This is a genomic window from Pseudomonas sp. FP603 (assembly GCF_030687415.1).
GTDB classification, from domain to species: Bacteria; Pseudomonadota; Gammaproteobacteria; order Pseudomonadales; family Pseudomonadaceae; genus Aquipseudomonas; species Aquipseudomonas wuhanensis.
This window is the reverse complement of record NZ_CP117431.1, coordinates 1,072,400-1,091,614: the sequence shown is the minus strand read 5'-3', so window position 1 is coordinate 1,091,614 and position 19,215 is coordinate 1,072,400. Positions and strand designations below refer to the sequence as shown.

The 19,215-nt window shown below is 60.3% G+C and carries 12 protein-coding genes, 1 tRNA gene and 3 pseudogenes; 7 read left to right on the top strand and 9 right to left on the bottom strand.

The features are described from left to right. Position 1 precedes the first annotated feature (1 nt). The 6 genes from PSH65_RS05125 to PSH65_RS05100 all read right to left on the bottom strand — a co-directional run bounded on the left by PSH65_RS05125 (position 2) and on the right by PSH65_RS05100 (position 6,505). Positions 2-1,498: a hypothetical protein gene (locus tag PSH65_RS05125; RefSeq protein WP_305425195.1), complete on the bottom strand. Its 1,497-nt coding sequence runs from the start codon at positions 1,496-1,498 to the stop codon at positions 2-4. Further along, the gene (locus tag PSH65_RS05120; RefSeq protein WP_305425194.1) at positions 1,495-2,733 is read right to left on the bottom strand and encodes an acetyl-CoA carboxylase biotin carboxylase subunit family protein; all 1,239 of its coding nucleotides are present in this window, start codon (positions 2,731-2,733) and stop codon (positions 1,495-1,497) included. The genes PSH65_RS05125 and PSH65_RS05120 overlap by 4 nt, the downstream gene beginning before the upstream one ends. Positions 2,734-2,770: 37 nt before the next feature. Continuing rightward, on the bottom strand, positions 2,771-3,226 hold the full coding sequence (locus PSH65_RS05115; RefSeq protein ID WP_305425193.1) for a cobalamin B12-binding domain-containing protein: 456 nt from the start codon (positions 3,224-3,226) through the stop codon (positions 2,771-2,773). Next, positions 3,223-4,446 (bottom strand): MFS transporter, encoded by a 1,224-nt coding sequence (locus PSH65_RS05110; protein ID WP_305425192.1) that lies wholly within the window; start codon positions 4,444-4,446, stop codon positions 3,223-3,225. The genes PSH65_RS05115 and PSH65_RS05110 overlap by 4 nt, the downstream gene beginning before the upstream one ends. Further along, the gene (locus tag PSH65_RS05105; RefSeq protein WP_305425190.1) at positions 4,439-5,509 is read right to left on the bottom strand and encodes an LLM class flavin-dependent oxidoreductase; all 1,071 of its coding nucleotides are present in this window, start codon (positions 5,507-5,509) and stop codon (positions 4,439-4,441) included. The genes PSH65_RS05110 and PSH65_RS05105 overlap by 8 nt, the downstream gene beginning before the upstream one ends. A gap of 66 nt (positions 5,510-5,575) precedes the next feature. After that, the gene (locus tag PSH65_RS05100; protein WP_305425189.1) at positions 5,576-6,505 is read right to left on the bottom strand and encodes an asparagine synthetase A; all 930 of its coding nucleotides are present in this window, start codon (positions 6,503-6,505) and stop codon (positions 5,576-5,578) included. Positions 6,506-6,718: 213 nt separating this feature from the next. On the opposite strand from PSH65_RS05100, the gene PSH65_RS05095 reads away from it, so the two are divergent. From PSH65_RS05095 to PSH65_RS05085, 3 genes are all read left to right on the top strand, one after another. After that, positions 6,719-8,032: an MFS transporter gene (locus tag PSH65_RS05095; protein ID WP_305425188.1), complete on the top strand. Its 1,314-nt coding sequence runs from the start codon at positions 6,719-6,721 to the stop codon at positions 8,030-8,032. Between the two features lie 64 nt (positions 8,033-8,096). Then, the gene (locus PSH65_RS05090) at positions 8,097-9,500 is read left to right on the top strand and encodes an amidase (RefSeq protein ID WP_305425187.1); all 1,404 of its coding nucleotides are present in this window, start codon (positions 8,097-8,099) and stop codon (positions 9,498-9,500) included. 203 nt (positions 9,501-9,703) lie between these two features. Beyond that, positions 9,704-11,041 carry an OprD family outer membrane porin gene (locus PSH65_RS05085; RefSeq protein WP_305426942.1) on the top strand — a complete coding sequence of 446 codons (1,338 nt, stop codon included), beginning with the start codon at positions 9,704-9,706 and terminating at the stop codon, positions 11,039-11,041. Positions 11,042-11,091: 50 nt separating this feature from the next. Here the strand turns inward: PSH65_RS05085 and PSH65_RS05080 are convergent, their stop codons facing one another. Next, a complete protein-coding gene (locus tag PSH65_RS05080) occupies positions 11,092-12,309 on the bottom strand; it encodes an MFS transporter (protein ID WP_305425186.1) in 1,218 nt (405 codons plus the stop codon). Between the two features lie 324 nt (positions 12,310-12,633). Between PSH65_RS05080 and PSH65_RS05075 the strand changes: the two are divergent. The 3 genes and pseudogenes from PSH65_RS05075 to ggt all read left to right on the top strand — a co-directional run bounded on the left by PSH65_RS05075 (position 12,634) and on the right by ggt (position 16,868). After that, a pseudogene (locus tag PSH65_RS05075) lies at positions 12,634-14,692 on the top strand (methyl-accepting chemotaxis protein). 116 nt (positions 14,693-14,808) lie between these two features. Then, positions 14,809-14,885: transfer RNA gene (locus PSH65_RS05070), tRNA-Met, on the top strand. Positions 14,886-15,023: 138 nt separating this feature from the next. Next, positions 15,024-16,868, top strand: coding sequence for a gamma-glutamyltransferase (gene ggt / locus PSH65_RS05065; protein WP_305425185.1), 1,845 nt, complete (start codon positions 15,024-15,026; stop codon positions 16,866-16,868). Between the two features lie 113 nt (positions 16,869-16,981). Here the strand turns inward: ggt and PSH65_RS31740 are convergent. Then, a pseudogene (locus PSH65_RS31740) lies at positions 16,982-17,413 on the bottom strand (methyl-accepting chemotaxis protein); the annotation flags it as partial. A 108-nt stretch (positions 17,414-17,521) separates the two neighbouring features. After that, a pseudogene (locus tag PSH65_RS31735) lies at positions 17,522-18,208 on the bottom strand (PAS domain-containing protein); the annotation flags it as partial. Between the two features lie 570 nt (positions 18,209-18,778). Here PSH65_RS31735 and PSH65_RS05055 point away from each other — a divergent pair. After that, positions 18,779-19,099 (top strand): hypothetical protein, encoded by a 321-nt coding sequence (locus PSH65_RS05055; RefSeq protein ID WP_305425182.1) that lies wholly within the window; start codon positions 18,779-18,781, stop codon positions 19,097-19,099. The last annotated feature ends 116 nt before the right edge of the window (positions 19,100-19,215 follow it).

Here is a 19,215-nt window from a genome sequence, read left to right as displayed (position 1 = left end):
CTCAGCGTCCCGACACCAGTTCGACCACGTTTTCACCCGTGGCAGGGTCGAAGCGTGTTATCCGCCCCTTGTGCGGATCACCGGCGCGAACCCGGGCGATCAGGCTGCTGTCGCTGTCGAAATCGATCTGCTGATGGGCATACAGGCTGCGCAGCGCCGGCAATGGCAAGCCGCTGACCTGATTCAGCCAGAGGCTCAGGGCACTGTCGTGGCGACTACCGGCCAACACCAGGTGAAGGTCCTCCAGATCTGCCAGGCGCTGAGGGTGACAGGCGGTGATGAAGCTCGACAGCTCGCGTCCACGATCAACGAAGGGCGCGAACTGCAGGCAGGTCAGCTGTGTCTCGTCGAGCCCGAACGCCTCGCTGGCGAAGCGGTTCGCCAGCGCCCGACGCGCATCCTTGCCTTCGGCACCGGCGTAGGCCGACATTGCCAGGTCGATCAGGCGCTGGGGCATTTCCTTTTTGCGCATCAGGCCCTGGGCCAGTTCCAGGTATTCGCTGATACCGTCGTGGTAATGACGGCCCTGCACGTACTGCGCCTTGAGTCCGCGAAAGTGCGCCATCAGCATGGGGTTGGCGCAGTCCGATTCGGTGAAGCTGAACGCCAGCTCTTCGAAACGGAAATCGAGAAACTCGGTAATCAGTTCCCAGTGGTCTTCCACCCGGTAGCTCACCAAGTCGTAGATGCTGATGAAGTCCGGGTCGGCGCTTTCGCTGCCGCTGGCCACCCGACGTTCAGCCCGCTGCTCGTCGAAGCCCTCGCCGAACAGTTCGACGAAATACACCTGGGCCACGCCATCGAGCGCCTGGAGCAGGCCGCGAAAGCCTTGGCGCCGACACTCGTCGACGTTCAGCCCCAAACGTTGGGCCAGACGCATGATCCAGGTGAAGTAATGCTTCTGTTCCTTGCGCGAATCACCGGTGACCACGGCATCGACGCCGCCCTGCCACCAAGCCGCGCGCCCGTAGAAGTCGGCGACCGCCAGGTTGCAGCTGTTGCAGAACGTGGGGCGGCCGTCGCCGGCGGTACGATGACCATTCATCAATACGTCGAAACGGTTCATCGCGCGCACCTGCTCAGGGAACGGCAAGTGACGTTCGAACGGTCGGATCTGCTGGTGATCGACCACCAGCATCTCGACCCGGAGATCGTCATACAAGTGCAGGGCCCGGTAGACCCGGTCGATGTTCGCCATGACCGCGTCCGGGACTCCGGCGTGGCGCATATTGGCAATGCGCAGGAAGAAGGTGCGACCGTGCAATACGTTCAGGTGCAGTTGCACGGCGCGGATCAGCGACACGGTGTAGGAACTGTCCTTGCCGCCGCCGTAAGCCACCATCAGCTTGTAGTCCGCGAGCCCGTCAAGACCGCCGGCGGCATCGATCAATCGCTCGCCCAGGGTGGCGACGGCACGCCGGTCCACCGCGCTGAGGTAGCTATTGAGCTCGCCGAGCAAGGAGGCGTCGGCCATTTCAGGGGTAATGGCAATGTTCATACCGGTTCAGCCTGGAAGTGAAAGTTGTTGATCGCATGCTGGATGTCGTACTCGATATCCGCTTCGCTCGCGTCGGTAAAAATGAAGCGACCGCTGTGCAGCGCGTCGTAGCTGCCGCCAGCTTCGAGGATCTGCCCGGGCCGGGGCAGCAATTCTCGCCAGAGCGAGTTCAGGTGCGGGCGCAGCGATTGCGCCTCGATCACTCGGCACGGCAATTGCGCCGGTTTGGGGACGACCAGCCAGCCGCCGCTGGGGTCAGCCGGGATCGTCGGCAAGGGCACCTTTTCACCGGCCAGCCCCTTGAGCCAATGCTCATAGAGGTTCACGCCGAAGACTTTGTTGATCAGGTGTGGCACCTCGGCGCCGCCCACCCTGGCTCCCACTTCGAGGAACACCAGCGAGCCATCCGCCTCGACGAATATTTCCAGGTGAAAGGCGCTGCTGCGCAGGTTCAATGCCCGCAGGCAAGCCTCACTGAAAGCCTGGATCCGGGTACGCAGCTCCGAGGATTGCAGGATCACTGACCCCAGTGGCTTGGCGCTGGCGAAGTCCAGGCAACTGTTGATATAGCGCGACACCACCTGGAACGGCACCGCGCCGCTGTCATCGGTGAAACCGTCGATGTGATAGGTCTGGCCCTGGATGAAGGCCTCGACCTCATAGCGCCCCAGGTCCACTTCGCTAAGTATCGCGCGCAGGGCTTGGGCGTCCTCGACCTTGACGACGCCGATGCTGGCGGCGCCATCCACCGGTTTGACGATCACCGGATAGCCGACCGCATCGGCGAAGTCCAGCGCCTGCTGCACGTCATCGCAGCGAACGAACGGTGGCACCGGCAAACCGTGTTCCTGGAGTACTTCTTTCATTCGCGCCTTGTCGCGATAGACCGCCACCTGCTCCGGCCCGTGGCCAGGAATGTGCAGCGCTTGGCGTACCCGCGCCACGATCTCCAGCGTGAACTCCGACAGCGCAATCAATTGATCCACGGGGCCGACGCGGTCGATGACTTCCTGAACGCCCGCCAGCAATTGGGGGTACTGATTGACGTCATCGACCTGTACCAAGTGGGCGATATGGTCGCGGGGGGCCAGCACCCCCTCGGCACCAGGGCCGTCGACCACATAGCTGATCCGGTGCCGCTGATGATCGAAGAACTCTTCGTAGCGGGTCAGTTCATTGTCCCAGCGACTGGGGTCCTGGAAGCGCGGCCAGCGATTGACGATAACGATATGCATCGATTCGATCCTGTGAAAAATAAAAAGAGGGCTGGACTCAGGTCCAGCACGGCGCCGTGCCGGTACCCAGGACGAGCGCAGGTTTCGAGCGTTCGAGGGTATTGAGATAGTTTTCGAAGTGCTCGATGGCGTCGGGGCCGATGAACACTTCGTTGAAACCGGCGGCCAGCAGCTCTTGGCGAACCGCCCGCGTCTGGTCTTCCGAGGTGGTCAACTTGCCGCCGATGACACAAGGCAGATCCGGATGTTGCTGGCGCACTTGGCGAATCAGCTCTAACCCCTGGAAATGCCCATGACCATTGACGCTACTGACCACCAGCAATTGCGTGCGCCGGAGCTCCAGGGTGGCGAGAACCACCTCCACCGGGGTGCAACTGCCGAGGTTCTTGACGTTGAAACCGTGCTCCGCCAGCCACAACTGCAGATAAACCAGGTTCCACATGTGCGAATCCGATTCGACGGTTGCAATCAGGCAGTGTTGTGATCCTTTCATTGCGTTGCCTCCATGGCTGAGGGGGGAAAGTCCAGGGCGGCGCGAAACCGCCGGGTGGTCAGGTTGAACAGCAAGGCACCGGGGATGGTGAGCAGCAGCGCGATGGCCAGAATCAACGTCTGGACCCCATATTCATGGCCGATGCTGGCGGTCAGAAGGCCACCCAATGGGTAGGACAGCAGGTTGACCAGGTAGAACGGGCCCATCACCTTGCCCAAATGGTCGGCGGCAATCGCCTTGATGCGCTGGGTTCGGTTAAACACGTTGAACAAGGCGCAGCCGGCCATCGCCAGGAGAAAACTGATGGCATAGAGCACCACGCCACTGGCCAGGCCCATGCAGATCAGGCCCAGGCAAAGCAAGGCAAAACCCAGTGTGCCTAGACGGTAGATCGACATCCGCGCCAGCAGCCTTGGCACCAAAATGAAATTGAGCAGGCCCAGTGCACCGGCGCCAGCGTTCATCAAACCAAAGACCCCGTCGGCGGCGCCAAATACACCACTGATGACAAAGGCGTTGGCGCTCAGGACGCAGGCGAAAGCCAGGTTGATGGTGAAGTTGAGCAGTGCCAGGGACAGGACCGGCGGATTGTTCAACAACAGACTCCAGCCCAGAGCCAAGTCCTTGCGGATGCTTTTCGGCGGGCTGGCTGACTGGGTATTGGGGAGACCTTTCCAGCACACACCGGCCACGGCGAATGCCAGCGCCGCCAGACCCAGAAGCAGGCGCTTGTCGGCGTACATCGCCAGCAGTGCCGCCAACGCCGGACCCAGCGCCATGGCCAGCAGCTCCATGTTTTGCACCAGGGACTGGCAGTGGGCCAGGCGTTCGGGGCCGGCGATCAGCGGTACGCTCTTTTCCACCGCCATGCGCACCGGAGCCATCAGCAGCGAGAGCACGATGCCGTTGCCGATCAGGGCCCAGACAGTGAGCGTTGGCGCATACCAGCAGACCCCGACGGTCAACCCCAGGCTCAGCGCCCGCGCGGTATTGGCGTGGCGGAACAGCAGGCGCCCGCCGAAGCGGTCCGCCAGCAATCCGGCGAACGGATAAGCCAGCAGTGCCGGTAGCCATTCCAGAGCAAACGCCACACCGGAGTAACGGACATTGCCGGTGAGCTGGAAGATCAACAACGGTACTGCGAACAGCACCGTTTGTTCCGCCAGCAAGGCGAACAGCAGGCCGGCACCGAAACGGCGCAGCCGGACGGTTTCATGCATGCTGGCTTTCCAGTTCTGCCTCGAGCTTGCGCAGACGTGGCAATACATGGCGGCAGAAACCGCGCATTTCGTCACGGGTAGGCCAACCAGAAAAGATGAACTCGCTGACCCCTACTTTTTTGTATTCCAGCAAATACTCGGCAACTTCCTGATAGCTGCCGACCACGCACAGCGCCGGACCGCCACGATAGGCCACGGCACCGGACCAAAGCATTGGCGACAGCCAATCGTGCTCGGCCTTGTCGGCCAGGCGGAACGAGGTCTTGACGGCTTCGGAGTCGCAACGTCCGACGAACTGGCGAACCCATTCGCGATGCTGCTCATCGGGGTTTTCCATCATGCTTTCAACAGCCGACAAAGCTTCCTCGCGGGTTTCGCGAGCCAGCACGTGCATGCGAATCCCCACCGAGCAACCGGCCTCGAGCACTGCCCGGCTGGCCTCGGCAATACCTTGCGGCGTGTCGCCGTAGCGTAACCAGCAATCGCTGTGTTTCACGGCAATCTGCTGGGCGATCTCCGAAGCGCCGCTCAGATAGATGTGTGGGCGTTCGTTGTCTTTGTACGGCAATCCCAATTGCGCTTGCTCGATACGGTAATGAGCGCCGTGATGGGTCAGGGGCGTTTCGCCTTTCCAGAAACGATGCACGATCTCGAGGAATTCGCTGGTGCGTTCATAACGTCCGTCGTGGGCCACGAAGTCGCCATAAAAGGCTTGCTCATCAGGGGAAATACCGGCGACCAGGTTCAATGCGATGCGCTTGTCGGACATCCACGACACGGTATTGACGATCTGCGTAAACAGCGTCGGCGGCAGCAGGCCGGGGCGATACGCCAGGATGAATTTGACCCGGCTGGTCTCGCGCACCAGGGCGCCGATCATGGGCAGTGGGTCGGGCATGTGGTAGCTGATGCCCATCAGCAACGAGTCAATCCCCAACTCATCGGCTTCCTGGGCGAAGTCGACGATACCGGCAAAGTCCAGGGCGCCGGTGTTGTATTTCTCGGAAGCCTTTTGTTGACCGCTATCGAGCGGTGAGCACCAGTGGATACGCAACGCGGGCATGGTTTTTCTCCAGAGCAGCGCCTGCCGCCACCTGAAGGGCGGGGGCAGCGCAAAAGTGACGGTGGGTCAGAACAGGAAGTTGGTATCGACAGTGCGGTCGAACAGCGCGACGTCGCGGATACGGCGCTTGCCGCAGATGAATTTCAGCAGTCGCTCGATCCCCAGCCCGCCGCCGGCGCTCGAGGGGAGCAAGCCGCGCTTGGCGACTTCGAGGTAATTGGCGAAGGGCGCAAGGTCCATCGACAACTCTTCCATGCGGTAGATGATCTGCTCGTACTCGAACTCACGTTCGGCACCAGACAGCGCTTCGCCGTAGCTATCGGGATAGATCAGGTCGTAGTTGTTGTACTGGCCGCGCTTGCCGGGTGTTTCACGGTCATAGAATTCCCGGCGGTAGTTGGTGACGAAGAACGGCGTGTGGGCCTTGGCCGACATGATCTTCTCGAAGTCGTCGCCATACTCGGCGCGCAACTCGTCCGAGCTGTAGATCGGAAAATTCGTGTCGTAGTGCGGCAGATGGCGGTTGAGGTGGACCAACTGGGCCGAGCAGTGTTGCCTGACTTCGGCGAAGGTGTGCTTGATCAAGCCTTCGATCAGCGCCATGACCTGGTGCATGTTGCCGTCACGTATTTCGAAGTCGAATTGGGAGAATTCCAGCAAGTGGTTCTCCGAATCCTTGATCTCGGCTTTTTCCAGGCGAATGTTCGGCGCCACGATAAAAATCTTGTCGTGCCCCCTGGCGGTCAATGCCAGCTGTTTATGGAAGATCATGCTGGCGGTCAGTTTCAGGCGCCGCGTTTCGTATTGAAGCTCTGCGGGGTACACCGCATGGTTTAACGGATCGGTGATGGGCGACATGAGGATGGGCATCAACTGTTTGAAGTCGCGCTCCAACAAATACTGTTGCAATGCCTGCAGCACGCGACCGCGGATAATCGCAATCGCTTCAACGTCCGGGTGATTAAAATCGTCGAAATTACGCTGAATTTCTTCCATGTTGCGCTCAATGTCCAGGGATAGGAAGTGCCCGATTATTGGTTAAACGCAAGAAAACTCAATGTACAGATTTGCCCTAAAAAGCAACCCAGATGCATTGTCTGGTTGTCCCGACCGGTAATTGGATGGACCATTGCCGGCTAGATACCTGATGGCATTATCGAATGCTGTTTCAGACGCGAACTTTCATGAGTACCTGTTCAGAGTCCCTTTATGACGGCCCCTACTTATCCACAACCCGGTCGCTTTTCCCGGTCTGACTACAAGACCCTGGGCCTGGCGGCGCTGGGTGGTGCGCTGGAAATCTACGATTTCATCATCTTTGTGTTCTTCGCCCTGACCCTCAGCCAGCTGTTCTTTCCACCTGAAATGCCGGAGTGGCTGCGCTTGCTGCAAAGCTTCGGGATTTTCGTCACCGGCTATCTGGCACGCCCGCTGGGCGGCATCCTGATGGCGCACTTTGCTGATCGGGTGGGACGCAAGCGGGTGTTCAGCCTGAGCATCCTGATGATGGCTTTGCCCTGCCTGTTGATCGGGATCATGCCGACCTATGAACAGATCGGTTACTGGGCTCCCTTGATCCTGCTGCTGTTGCGAGTGCTGCAAGGTGCCGCGGTGGGCGGCGAGGTGCCGAGCGCCTGGGTGTTCGTGGCCGAGCATGCCCCGGTCGGGCATCGGGGCTATGCCTTGGGAGTGTTGCAGGCCGGATTGACGTTCGGCTATTTGCTGGGAGCCCTGACCGCGACCCTTCTAGCGCGGATCTACAGCCCCGCCGAGATCCTCGACTTCGCCTGGCGTTACCCCTTCCTGCTCGGCGGTGTATTCGGGGTGATCGGGGTCTGGCTGCGGCGCTGGCTGAGCGAAACCCCAGTGTTCATGGCCTTGCAGGCGCGACGCGAGATGGATGCGGAGCTGCCGTTGCGGACGGTATTGCGCGATCACCGCACCTCCATCCTGCCGGCGATGCTGTTGACCTGTGTGTTGACGTCGGCGGTGGTGGTGCTGGTGGTGATCACCCCGACCGTCATGCAGAAAAGCTTCGGCATGAGTGCCAGCCATACCTTCGCGCTGAGCAGCCTGGGCATTGTGTTCCTGAATATCGGCTGTGTGCTGGCGGGGTTACTGGTCGACCGGATCGGCGCCTGGCGCGCGGTACTGGTTTATAGCCTGCTGCTGCCGGTAGGGACAGCGCTGCTCTACGCCAGCCTGATCAGTGGCGGCTACTGGATCAGCGTGGCCTATGCCGTGGCCGGCCTGACCTGCGGCGTAGTGGGCGCGGTGCCGTCGGTGATGGTGAGTTTGTTTCCGGCACGGATCCGGGTGTCCGGCATTTCCTTTACCTACAACATTGCCTACGCACTCTGGGCCAGTACCACGCCGCTGCTGCTGATCGGCCTGATGCCGTGGAGCCCTTGGGTTTGCGTAGGCTATTGCGTAATCATGGGTGCCGTCGGGGCGCTCATGGCATGGTTCTACGGTTTGCGCTCATCGTCCCCGGCTGACGTTTCGGTGGTGCCAGGCGCTTGAGCCTGGCCCTTTCGCGCCGCCGCTCGCGGCGCTTGCCCCTGAATATCAAAGGACGGTTATCGGCATGAGCTGCGTCAACGATTTGCATGATCTTTCGGCGGTGCAACTGTTGGTGTTGTTCGCCAGCAAGGAGCTGTCGCCGCTGGAGTATTACGACCATTTGCTGGCCCACATCGAGCGCTGGGAACCCCATATCAACGCGCTGTACGCCTTTGACCCGCAACGGATCCGGGAACAGGCGGCCGCCGCCAGCGAGCGCTGGAGCCGGGGCCAGCCCCGCGCAATGCTCGATGGTTTGCCCGTGACGCTCAAGGAGTTGATCGCGACGCAAGGCGACTGCATTCCCCTGGGTTGCGCCGCTACCGAATCGACCCCGGCCACCGTCGACGCGCCACCGGCGGCGCGGATGCGTGAGGCCGGGGCGATTGTCCTGGGCAAGACTACGGTGCCGGACTACGGCATGTTGTCGTCGGGGCTGTCGAGTTTCCACGGTGTGACACGCAATCCCTGGAACCTGGCGAACAATCCCGGTGGCTCCAGTGCCGGCGCGGCGGCGGCGGCAGCGGCCGGCTATGGCCCACTGCATGTCGGCACCGACATCGGCGGTTCTGTCCGTTTGCCCGCAGCCTGGTGCGCGTTGGTGGGGTTCAAGCCGACACTCGGGCGCATTCCCATCGATCCGTATTACACCGGCCGTTGCGCCGGGCCCATGACCCGCAACATGGACGACTGCGCACTGATGATGCGCTACCTGTCCCGCCCCGATGCGCGGGATGCCACCAGCCTGCCACCGGAACAAGGCGATTGGGCACTGGGACGGCTGTCGGTCCAAGGGCTGAAAATCGGCCTGATGCTCGACCCCGGTTGTGGCATTCAACCGGACGAACAGGTGTGCTCGGCGGTCCGGGAAGCGGCTCGCCTATTTGAAAGCCAAGGAGCTCAGGTACGTCATATCCAGCCACTGATGGATCGCGCCGTGCTCCAGGGCCTGGATCATTTCTGGCAGGCGCGACAGTGGAGTCAGTTGCAAGCCCTGAGCCCCGAGCGGCTGGATCAGGTCTTGCCCTACATACGCGACTGGGCGGCGGCGGCCGAACATCTGACCGCCGTGCAGGCAGTCGAGGGGTTCAACCAGACGTTCGAAATCCGCCGCCGGGCAGCCGAAGTCTTTCAAGATGTCGACCTGGTGTTGTCGCCGACCAACCAGGTCAGTGCCTTTGCGGCTGAATGGGCTTCGCCCACCAATGACCCGCGGCGGCCGTTCGAGCACATTGTTTTCACCGTGCCATGGAACATGGGCGAGCAGCCGGCGCTGTCGATCAATTGTGGCTTTACCGACCAAGGCATGCCAATCGGCCTGCAGATGATTGCCCCGCGTTTCGCTGATCAGTGGTTGCTTCAGCTCGGCAAAACCTATGAGAACTGGCGCGGCACGATTCGGCACTGGCCCAGCCCGCCGCCTCGCTGAAGTGTTTTGTCGCCCTGTGGGAGCGTGACTGCCCGCGAAGAACGATAACGCGTAATCGCTGAAAAACCGCGGTGCACTCTTCGCGGGCAAACCTCGCTCCCACAGGATTTTTGTCGCTCAAATTTCTTCAACGACAGCATTAGTGACGTGCGCCTGCTTTTTTCCTCCAGAGACTTATCGAAATGGATTTTCGTGTACTTCTGATGGCCGGCAGCGCCATCGGCAGCCCTTTGATTGCCACCGCGGCCGAAACGCTGGCCACGCAAGCCGAGGCCCCGGGTTTTATCGACGGCAGCCATTTGGGGCTGAACTTGCGCCATTACTATGCCAACCAGCACACCCGACGTTCTACCTATCTGGTTATCAAGAAAGCCGATGGCCTGGAGCGGACCCGCATTCGCGAAACCTGGGTGCAGACCGCAATGCTCAACTACAGCTCCGGGTATACCCAAGGGCCGATCGGCTTCGGGCTAGACGCCTCATTGTTCAGCGCGATCAACCTGGAGCGCGGACATGGGCGCGTCGCCAATGGTGGCGATCGGGTGCTGGTGGACAGCGACGGCGATGCTGTACCGACCTGGAGCCGCTTGGGGGTGGGTGATCTGCGGCTGCGTTTTTCCAGCACTGAAATCAAGGCTGGTCGCTTGCTCACCGACAACCCGATGCTGCGCTACAAGGACAATCGCGCCCTGCCCTCGAGCTTTCAGGGCGTGGGCCTGTTCAGCAACGAACTCGATTGGCTGTCATTGCAGGCGGGCAGCTTCGAACGGGCGATTCCACGCACCGGTACCGGCAGCGAGAAACTCACCACCACCTTCGGCAACCGGGCGTATTCGGGGTCGCGTATTTCCTACCTCGGCGGGCTGGCCAAGAGCCCATACGGCCTGGACGTCAGCCTCTACGCTTCACGCTTCGAGGACATGTGGCAGCAGACCTATCTGGGGTTGACCCAGTTGATCGGGGATCGGCGTCAAATCGCGCTCAAGACCGCACTGAATTACTACCACACCGAGGATCAGGGCGAGCAGCGCCTGGGCTATATCGACAACGACGCCTTCAGCCTGGCATTCACCGCATCGCATCTGGCCCACAGCCTGACCCTGGCCTGGCAGCAGGTGTTCGGCGACGAGTATTTCGATTACGTCTGGGAGTCCACGGGCAATTACATGGCCAACTCGTTGTACTCGGACTACAACGGCCCGAACGAGAAGTCCTGGCAACTGCGCTACGACCTGGACCTGGCGTCCTTTGGAGTCCCGGGCCTGACTACCAGCCTGTGGCACGCCAAGGGCTGGGACATCGACGGCACCCATTACAGCGGCGACCGTAACGGGCGCAATACCGGTTACAATGTGCGGGGCCTGGACAATGCCAAGCACGATGAAAACGGTTTAATGGTGGCGTACGTGGTGCAATCCGGCGCGCTGAAGAATGCGGTGTTTCGCACCATCGTCTACAACCATCGCGCCACGGGCGGGCAGATTGATGGTAGCTACGACGAGTTCCGCCTGGTGGCGAATTTGCCGTTGCGGATTTTTTGAGCTGCCATCGTGGGAGCCCCCTCGCCACAGAGGCTCCCACATCGGTTGGTTCAGGCTTTTTTGGTTCTGGGCAGGAAGATCGCCAACACCCCCAGCAACGGCAAGAACGAACACAGGAAGTACACGTACTCAATGCCGTGAATATCCGCCAGATGCCCGAGTAGCGCCGCACCAATCCCGCCAAAGCCAAACATCAGGCCGAAGAACACCCCTGCAATCATCCCGACGTTACCCGGCACCAGTTCCTGGGCATATACCACGATCGCCGAGAACGCCGAGGCGAGAATGAAACCGATCACCACGCTCAACACGCTGGTCCAGAACAGGTCCACATGAGGCAGCAGCAGTGTGAACGGCGCCACACCAAGGATCGAAAACCAGATCACCGCCTTGCGCCCGATCTTGTCGCCGATCGGCCCGCCGAAGAAGGTCCCTGCCGCTACCGCACCGAGAAACAGGAACAGATGCAATTGCGAGCTGGCCACCGACAGGTCGAATTTCTCGATTAGGTAGAACGTGAAGTAACTGGTAAGACTGGCCATGTAGAAGTACTTGGAGAACACCAGCAACCCGAGCACCACCAAGGCACTGATTACCCGGCCTTTCGATAAGCCGTGAGTCGCTGCCTGACCTTGTTTGAGTTTGAACAGGTTCAAGTGATTGGCGTACCAGCGGCTGATCCGGTACAGCACGAACAACGCAAACAGCGCAAACAGTCCAAACCAGGCCACATTACCCTGACCGTAGGGAATGATGATCGCCGCCGCCAGCAACGGCCCGAAGGCCGAGCCCGCATTACCACCGACCTGAAACGTCGACTGCGCCAAGCCGAAACGCCCACCCGAAGCCAATCGCGCCACACGAGAAGCTTCCGGGTGAAAGGTCGATGAACCGACACCGATCAACCCCGCCGCCAGCAGAATCATCGGGAAGCTACCGACCACGGACATCATCAGAATGCCGATCAATGTGCACACGGTACCGGCCGGCAACAGCCAGGGTTTGGGATGACGATCCGTGTGGTAACCGACCCATGGCTGCAACAGCGAGGCCGTCAGTTGAAAGGTCAGGGTGATCAGACCGATCTGGGTGAAGCTCAGGCCGTAGCTGGCCTTGAGCATCGGATAGATCGACGGCAATACCGCCTGAATCAGATCGTTGATCAAATGCGCCAGCGCCACCGCGCCGATGATGCGCATGACCAACGGACTGCTTTGTGAAGTGGCGGGCGCCGACGTGGCGGCGGTCTGAGCATTGCTGATAGCCATGAGAGTTTCCGTACTGCGGATGGGTGCGCGCTGGCAGGCCGGTCAATGTGCCATTTTTCGGTGCAGTAGCGCCATCCCCTTAGCCTGCTAACGACCTCAAAAAAAGAAGGTGATAGCTCAACGCCATGGTCTGAATCTTGCCTTGTTTATCCGCTTCAACGCGGCCCCTTACAAAGGGAACCGAGAATGGGAAGTTTCGCTACAGAGTCGGCCTACAGAGCGGACCAAGGTGAACTTTCGAGGCCTTTTAGAAGGGCACAAGTCGCGGTCGCAATGACCTCGACGCACGCTAATGATGCGTGGTGTCCAGAGGAGTCATGGGGCATGCAGGCTTTTTTATCACCGGGGATCGGGCTGCTGGGGCGATTCGGCTTCGCGCGCAAATTTCAGCTGCTGTTTCTGCTGTTTATCCTGCCACTGGCGGGCAGTCTGTGGATGATCGGTCAGGACTATCGTGACAAGTTGAGCCTGATCTCCGGCGAGCGCGCCGGGGTTCGTCAATTGCTCGCCCTCGACGCGCTCGACAACCTGCTCGCCGCCCAGCGTGACCGCGCTGCTCGTTGGCGCGCCACCGAAACCAATCGCCAGCCGACACCCGCAACCATCGCGGCGATGGCAGCGTTCGACGCGGTTCAGCCAGCCGTCGCCCAAGCCACTATGGACCTGGGCAATGCCCTGAAAACCGAAGGTGCCGAGGGCCAAACCCTCACCCGCTATCAAGCCCTGCAAACGGCTCTCACCGGCCTGGACTCGAAAAGCCTGAGCAGCATCGGTTGGTGGCCGGACGGTTACGATCGCTTCACTAATGCCTTGAGCGCCCTGCAAGCCCTGCGCGAACAAATCGCCATGGACAATCGCCTGACCCTGGCGCCATGGCTGGAAACATATCTGCTGACGCAGATCTCCACTCAACACGCACCGGACCTGATCGAACGGGTCGGGCGCCTCGCCGCGGTTGGTCAGGCGTCGGTGGTGTCCGGGCAGTTCACCCTGCAAAGCCGCCTGCAACTGCGGGACTTGCGCAGCCGCATCGGCGATGCCCGGGAACAGCTGGTGAAAACCGCCAGCCTGCTGGAAGCGCGCCTGCCCAGCGCCTTGCAAACCTGGGCCGGGCAATACCACGACAGCCTCAAGCATCTGGACGCCGGTTTGAAAGTGCTGGACGAGGGCGTCTTCGGCGGCAGCATCAACCTCAAGCCGGAAGACTTCGAACGCAGCCTCGACGCCCTCCTCGGCGACCTCGCCTCATTGCGTCAGCAATCGTTGGTTTCTCTGGATCAACGGTTGGATTATTACCACGGCTCGGCCATCCGCCAATTCATCCTGGTGGCGACAGTTTTTGGTTGCCTGCTACTGGCCGCGTTGTACCTGTTCACCTGTTTGCAGGCCTCGATCCGTCGCAGCGCGAGCGGCATCACGCTACTGGCCGAAGCGTTGCGTGATGGCAACCTGAGCCTGCAAGTACCGGTGCAGGGGCGCGACGAACTGGCGGCCATCAGCACTGCCCTGAATGTCGCGGTGGTGCAACTGCGCAACAGCCTGCTGGGGGTCGATCACGAAACCCTGCAACTGAGTAACGCGGTGCGCACCCTCAACGATCACTCCAGCGGCGCTCTGGGCGAAGTCGAGGCTCAGCAGTTGCAGATCAGTCAGATCGCCGCTGCAGCCACGCAATTGGCCGCGACCTCTCAAGGGGGTCGCCCAGAGTTGCGAACAGGCTTCCGGCAGCGCTCAGCACACCCAGCGCATCGCCGCCGACAGCAGCCGCGACAGTCAACGCACGACAGCGAGTATTCAGCAGCTCAATCAGCGCTTGAACGACACCGCGGCGGCACTGGGGCGGGTCAGCGAGCAAGGCCAGCAAATTCAATTGGTGGTCGATACCATTCGCGGCGTCGCCGAGCAGACCAACCTGCTGGCCCTCAACGCCGCCATCGAGGCCGCACGGGCCGGCGAGCAAGGTCGTGGTTTTGCGGTGGTGGCCGATGAAGTGCGCAGCCTGTCGCAACGCACCCAGTCCTCCACCGCGCAAATTGCCGGTACCGTCGACAGCCTGCGCAGCACCGTCAACGAAGCGGTAAGCCTGATGGAAGCCGCCTGCGGCCAGGCACAATCGGATGCGCAAGCCGTCACCGGTCTCGGCGAGCGACTGGGGGAAATCGCCAGCGCAGTGCAGAGCGTCACCGACACCCTGGCGCAGATCGCTACCGCTGTCGAAGAGCAAGCGAGCACCGCCGATGAAGTCAGCGGCAACATCCAGCAAGTCGATCAGGCGGCGGTACGCTTGCTCGAAGGCGCGCGGGCGGTGAACCTCGCCGCGGACACCTTGAGCCAGGGCAGCAAGGCCTTGAGTGCGAATACCGGGAGATTTCAGCTCAGTTGACGCCCGCCCCTGACCGGTTTTTTCGGCTCGGCGGGATAAGCGGTTGAAAGTGTGGAGAAATATTTTAGATTTACGCTTGACGCATTTCCATTACAGGTGAATAATGCGCGCCACTTGGCTACATAGCTCAGTTGGTTAGAGCATAGCATTCATAATGCTGGGGTCCGGGGTTCAAGTCCCTGTGTAGCCACCAAGTACTAAAAACGGCTTACCGAAAGGTAGGCCGTTTTTTTATGCCTCGAGAAAAGTTACGGGAAACCCTGATTTGCGTACCACCCCCCTCGGTCGATAAAGTCCCCGGACCTTTTATCCCATGGACGGAGTGCCCCGCGTGTTCTCAGCCTTCCACTTGAGTCGCTATCGCCTGTCAGCTTTTTCGCTGATCGCCACCGCTTTAACCCTCGCCGCGTGTAATACCCTGCCCTCTTCGCCGTCAGTCTCTACTCTGCCGGTCGCGCCGGAAATCGCCTCCGGTTATCGCACCGACCTGCAGACCCGGCACGCCTCGAAACACATGGCCGCAGCTGCCAACCCGCTGGCAGCCGAAGCCGGGCGGGAAATGCTGCGTGAGGGCGGCTCGGCGATTGATGCGGCCATTGCCATGCAAGCGGTGTTGACGCTGGTCGAACCGCAATCGTCGGGTATTGGCGGTGGCGCGTTGATCGTGCTGTGGGATGGCAAGGCTGTGCGCACCTACGACGGTCGCGAAACCGCTCCGGCCGGTGCCACCGAGAAACTGTTCCTGCAAGCTGACGGTAAACCGATGCCGTTCACCCAAGCACAGATCGGCGGACGCTCGGTGGGGACGCCGGGTGTATTGCGGGCACTGGAGCTGGCCCATCAACAGCACGGTCGCCTGCCATGGGCGAAGTTGTTCGAGCCCGCCATCAAACTCGCGGAACAGGGCTTCGCCATTTCGCCACGACTGCATCAGTTGATCACCGCAGACGCGTTAATACAGCGCTCGCCGGACATGGCCGCCTACTTCCTGAATACCGATGGCAGCCCGAAAGCTATCGGCACACCGCTGAAAAACCCGGCACTCGCCGCGGTGTTCAAGCGCATCGCCAAGGAAGGCCCCAATGCGCTGTATGAAGGGTCGATCGCAAAAGAGATCGTCGCCAAGGTGCAGGGCCACGCCAACCCCGGCAGCCTGTCGCTGAACGACCTCCAAGGCTACAAGGCCAAGGAACGCGCGCCGCTGTGCACCGACTACAAGCGCTGGCAAGTCTGCGGCATGCCGCCACCGTCGTCGGGCGGAATTGCCGTGGCGCAAATTCTCGGCACCTTGCAGGCACTGGAAACCCGCGACCCGCGTTTTGCCCTGGCACCACTCAAACCGATCAAGACCAGCAAGCCGGCGGGCATCGAGCCGTCATCTGAAGCCGTGCACCTGATCGCCGAAGCCGAGCGCCTGGCTTACGCCGACCGAGCGCAGTATGTCGCCGACTCCGACTTCGTACCCGTACCGGTAAAAGGTCTGATCGACCCGACTTATCTGGCCAGCCGCGCCTCCTTGATTGGCGAACGCAGCATGGGTCAGGCCAAACCCGGCACCCCGCCAGGTATTCAGGTTGCCTACGCGCCGGACCGCTCGCCGCTACGCATCTCGACCTCGCAAGTGGTGGCGGTCGATGACGAAGGCGGCGCCGTATCCATGACCACCACCGTGGAAGCAGCGTTTGGCTCGCACCTGATGGTCCAGGGTTTTCTACTCAACAACCAGATGACCGACTTCTCGTTCATTCCCGAAGAGAACGGGCAAAAAGTCGCCAACCGCGTCGAACCGGGTAAACGCCCCCGCTCGTCCATGGCGCCAACGCTGATCTTCGACCGTCAGAACGGCGAGTTCCTGGCCACCGTCGGCTCCCCTGGCGGCTCGCAGATCATCGAATACGTGGCCAAATCCACCATCGGCTTGCTCGACTGGAACCTCGACCCGCAAGCGGCCATCAGCCTGCCCAACTTCGGCAGCCGCAATGGCCCGACCGAACTGGAACAGGGGCAGTTCAGCACAGAGTTGATTCAGGCCCTGAAGGTCAAAGGGCACAGCGTGAACGAGATCGACATGACCAGCGGGACTCAGGCGATTGTTCGGGTCAAGGATGCACAGGGGAAAGCGGCGCTGGCCGGCGGAGCCGACCCACGGCGCGAGGGGGAAGCGTTGGGGGATTGAGTCGTACGCAGGAATAAGAAAAGGCTTACCGGGAGGTAAGCCTTTTTTATGTCTGATCAAGCCGCAAAAGCAGGCCCGATCTTTTTAGAGCTATTCACACCGGACAGATAGCATCAATTCGATAACTGGTTGGCAAACTGCCCAACCGCGTTCACCACTTTCTGCGCACCGTCCTGGATTTCGACGATCACCGTACCCGCCTCCGCCGCCAACGCCAGCCCCTGTTCGGCCTGGAGTTTGCCATCGGTCATCAGGGCCACGGCGTTGCGCGCCATGTCCTGGTTCTGGCGGACGACGCCGACAATTTCATCGGTCGCCTGGCTGGTGCGCGAGGCCAGTTGCCGGACTTCGTCAGCCACCACGGCAAAACCTCGACCTTGTTCACCCGCTCGTGCCGCTTCGATGGCCGCGTTGAGCGCCAGCAGGTTGGTCTGTTCGGCGATGCCACTGATGGTTTTGACGATGGTGCCGATCACCAATGATTGCTCGCTCAGCGCTTCGATACCTTCGCCGGCGGTTTGCATGTGTTTGGCCAAGTCACGCATGACGTCCACCGCTTGAGTCACCACAGTGGTACCGCGCTGGGCACTGTTATCGGTTTGCAACGAGGTGCTATAGGCGATGTTGGCCGCTTCGGCCACGGCCTGCTCCTGATTGACCTGATCGGTAATCACCGTGGCGAATTTCACCACTTTGTAGAGTTTGTTGTTGGCGTCGACCACCGGGTTGTAGGAAGCCTCCAGCCAGACCACGCGACCGTGGCTATCGATACGCTTGAAACGATCGGCCACAAACTCGCCGGCGTTCAGGCGGCGCCAGAAGTTCTGATACTCGGCGCTGTTATATTCCTCTGGTTCGCAGAAGGTGCGGTGATGTTTGCCCTGGACCTGCGCCAGACTGTAACCCATACCGCTGAGAAACCGCTCGTTGGCTGTCAGCACGTTGCCATTGAGGTCGAACTCGATGACGGCGGTCGAGCGCACTAGTGCGCCGATCAGGTTCTCATGCTCACGAGACGCCTCGATGGTGCGGGTCAGGTCGCTGGAGTAAATCGAGAAGTGTTTGATCCGGCCATCCGCGGACCGCACCGGTTGCACGATTGACCGCAACCAGGCTTCGGCACCGTTGCCCCGCAGTAAACGAACCGTGCCGGCAAAGTGCTCACCACGGGTCAACGCAGTCTTGAAGCGGCGGTGGAATTCGTCCGACTTCACATGAACCGGGACGATGTCTTCGATGTGCCGGCCGACCAGATCGTTACCCTTATAGAGCATCTCACCCATGAAATTCTGGTTGGCCGATTGAATCCTGCCATCGGAATCAAGGGTCAGGGCCAGCATCTCGCTGTCCAGGCTCTCCTTGACTTGCTGAAGGCTGGAGAGTTCTTCGCGAAGAGCCGACAGCTCCTGCTTCAAGCGTTTGTTGAACATGGAAAGCACCGATGGACAGGGATAAAAAGCGGCATACAGCCTAGCCATCGGCCTTGGGGATATTTTCTGAAGAGTGTTTCGGGGTTGTCCTACAAAAATAGTGGCAACATGAACACCTTTATACCGCGCCGGCTACCGAACAGCGCCCAATTCGCGGTACTCGCGCGCCGAAATACGCCGCTGCTGATGCCCAACGGCAGCAGCAGGCCAAGCGTAATCAAGGATTTCCGTCGAGGTGAACGTCTGTGCCAGAAATGTCGCCAGGCACTTCACGCACACACAGCATCACCGCAACGGACCGACTGATTTACTGTTGCTACGGCCCGGACGGGCAATGATCAAGATTTATCCTACATGCAGACTCGATTGCGTCCGACGTCAAACCCAGTCAGTTCCTATCTCAAATATATAAATCAGCGGGTTAAACTTCGGCGTCTCACAACCTACTTTCTCAAAGTTAACCAAGGATGAACACGTCAGATGTCTTTAGTATCGAAAACGCTGGAAGAAATGATCAATGAGATTTACCAGGACGGTAGAGTTTCAGTCGTTGAATATAAGAAGTTGCGTGATGATGCTGATCGCCGCATGGACGCTGTCGTTCGCGAGTTTGGCCTGCACAACAATCTGACAGCGTTCCAGAAAGCAATGGATGTGGTCATGCAGCTAATGCAAACGTCCATCATCGATGCCAAAAAAGCCAAGTTGACCGATACAGGCGAAGCCATCGTCAAGGATGCGGTTGTTGCGCAAATTGAATACCTGCGCGCGGGCAGCCATCTGGCATTGCATCTGTTGTAATACTTAATATTTACCCGGCTCCGGATATTTACTTGGGGCCGGACTCTCGCGTCGAAAGGCCCAAATAGACCGGGGCAGTCCTGTGAAAAAACCATGAGAACCCGCTTTTATATGTA

Coding starts and splice junctions, on each gene's coding strand:
- PSH65_RS05080 (WP_305425186.1), bottom strand. CDS start 12,309: ATGGCTATCAGCAATGCTCAGACCGCCGCCACGTCGGCGCCCGCCACT.
- PSH65_RS05095 (WP_305425188.1), top strand. CDS start 6,719: ATGACGGCCCCTACTTATCCACAACCCGGTCGCTTTTCCCGGTCTGAC.
- PSH65_RS05105 (WP_305425190.1), bottom strand. CDS start 5,509: ATGCCCGCGTTGCGTATCCACTGGTGCTCACCGCTCGATAGCGGTCAA.
- PSH65_RS05055 (WP_305425182.1), top strand. CDS start 18,779: ATGTCTTTAGTATCGAAAACGCTGGAAGAAATGATCAATGAGATTTAC.
- PSH65_RS05125 (WP_305425195.1), bottom strand. CDS start 1,498: ATGAACATTGCCATTACCCCTGAAATGGCCGACGCCTCCTTGCTCGGC.
- PSH65_RS05110 (WP_305425192.1), bottom strand. CDS start 4,446: ATGCATGAAACCGTCCGGCTGCGCCGTTTCGGTGCCGGCCTGCTGTTC.
- PSH65_RS05120 (WP_305425194.1), bottom strand. CDS start 2,733: ATGCATATCGTTATCGTCAATCGCTGGCCGCGCTTCCAGGACCCCAGT.
- PSH65_RS05115 (WP_305425193.1), bottom strand. CDS start 3,226: ATGAAAGGATCACAACACTGCCTGATTGCAACCGTCGAATCGGATTCG.
- PSH65_RS05090 (WP_305425187.1), top strand. CDS start 8,097: ATGAGCTGCGTCAACGATTTGCATGATCTTTCGGCGGTGCAACTGTTG.
- PSH65_RS05085 (WP_305426942.1), top strand. CDS start 9,704: ATGGCCGGCAGCGCCATCGGCAGCCCTTTGATTGCCACCGCGGCCGAA.
- PSH65_RS05100 (WP_305425189.1), bottom strand. CDS start 6,505: ATGGAAGAAATTCAGCGTAATTTCGACGATTTTAATCACCCGGACGTT.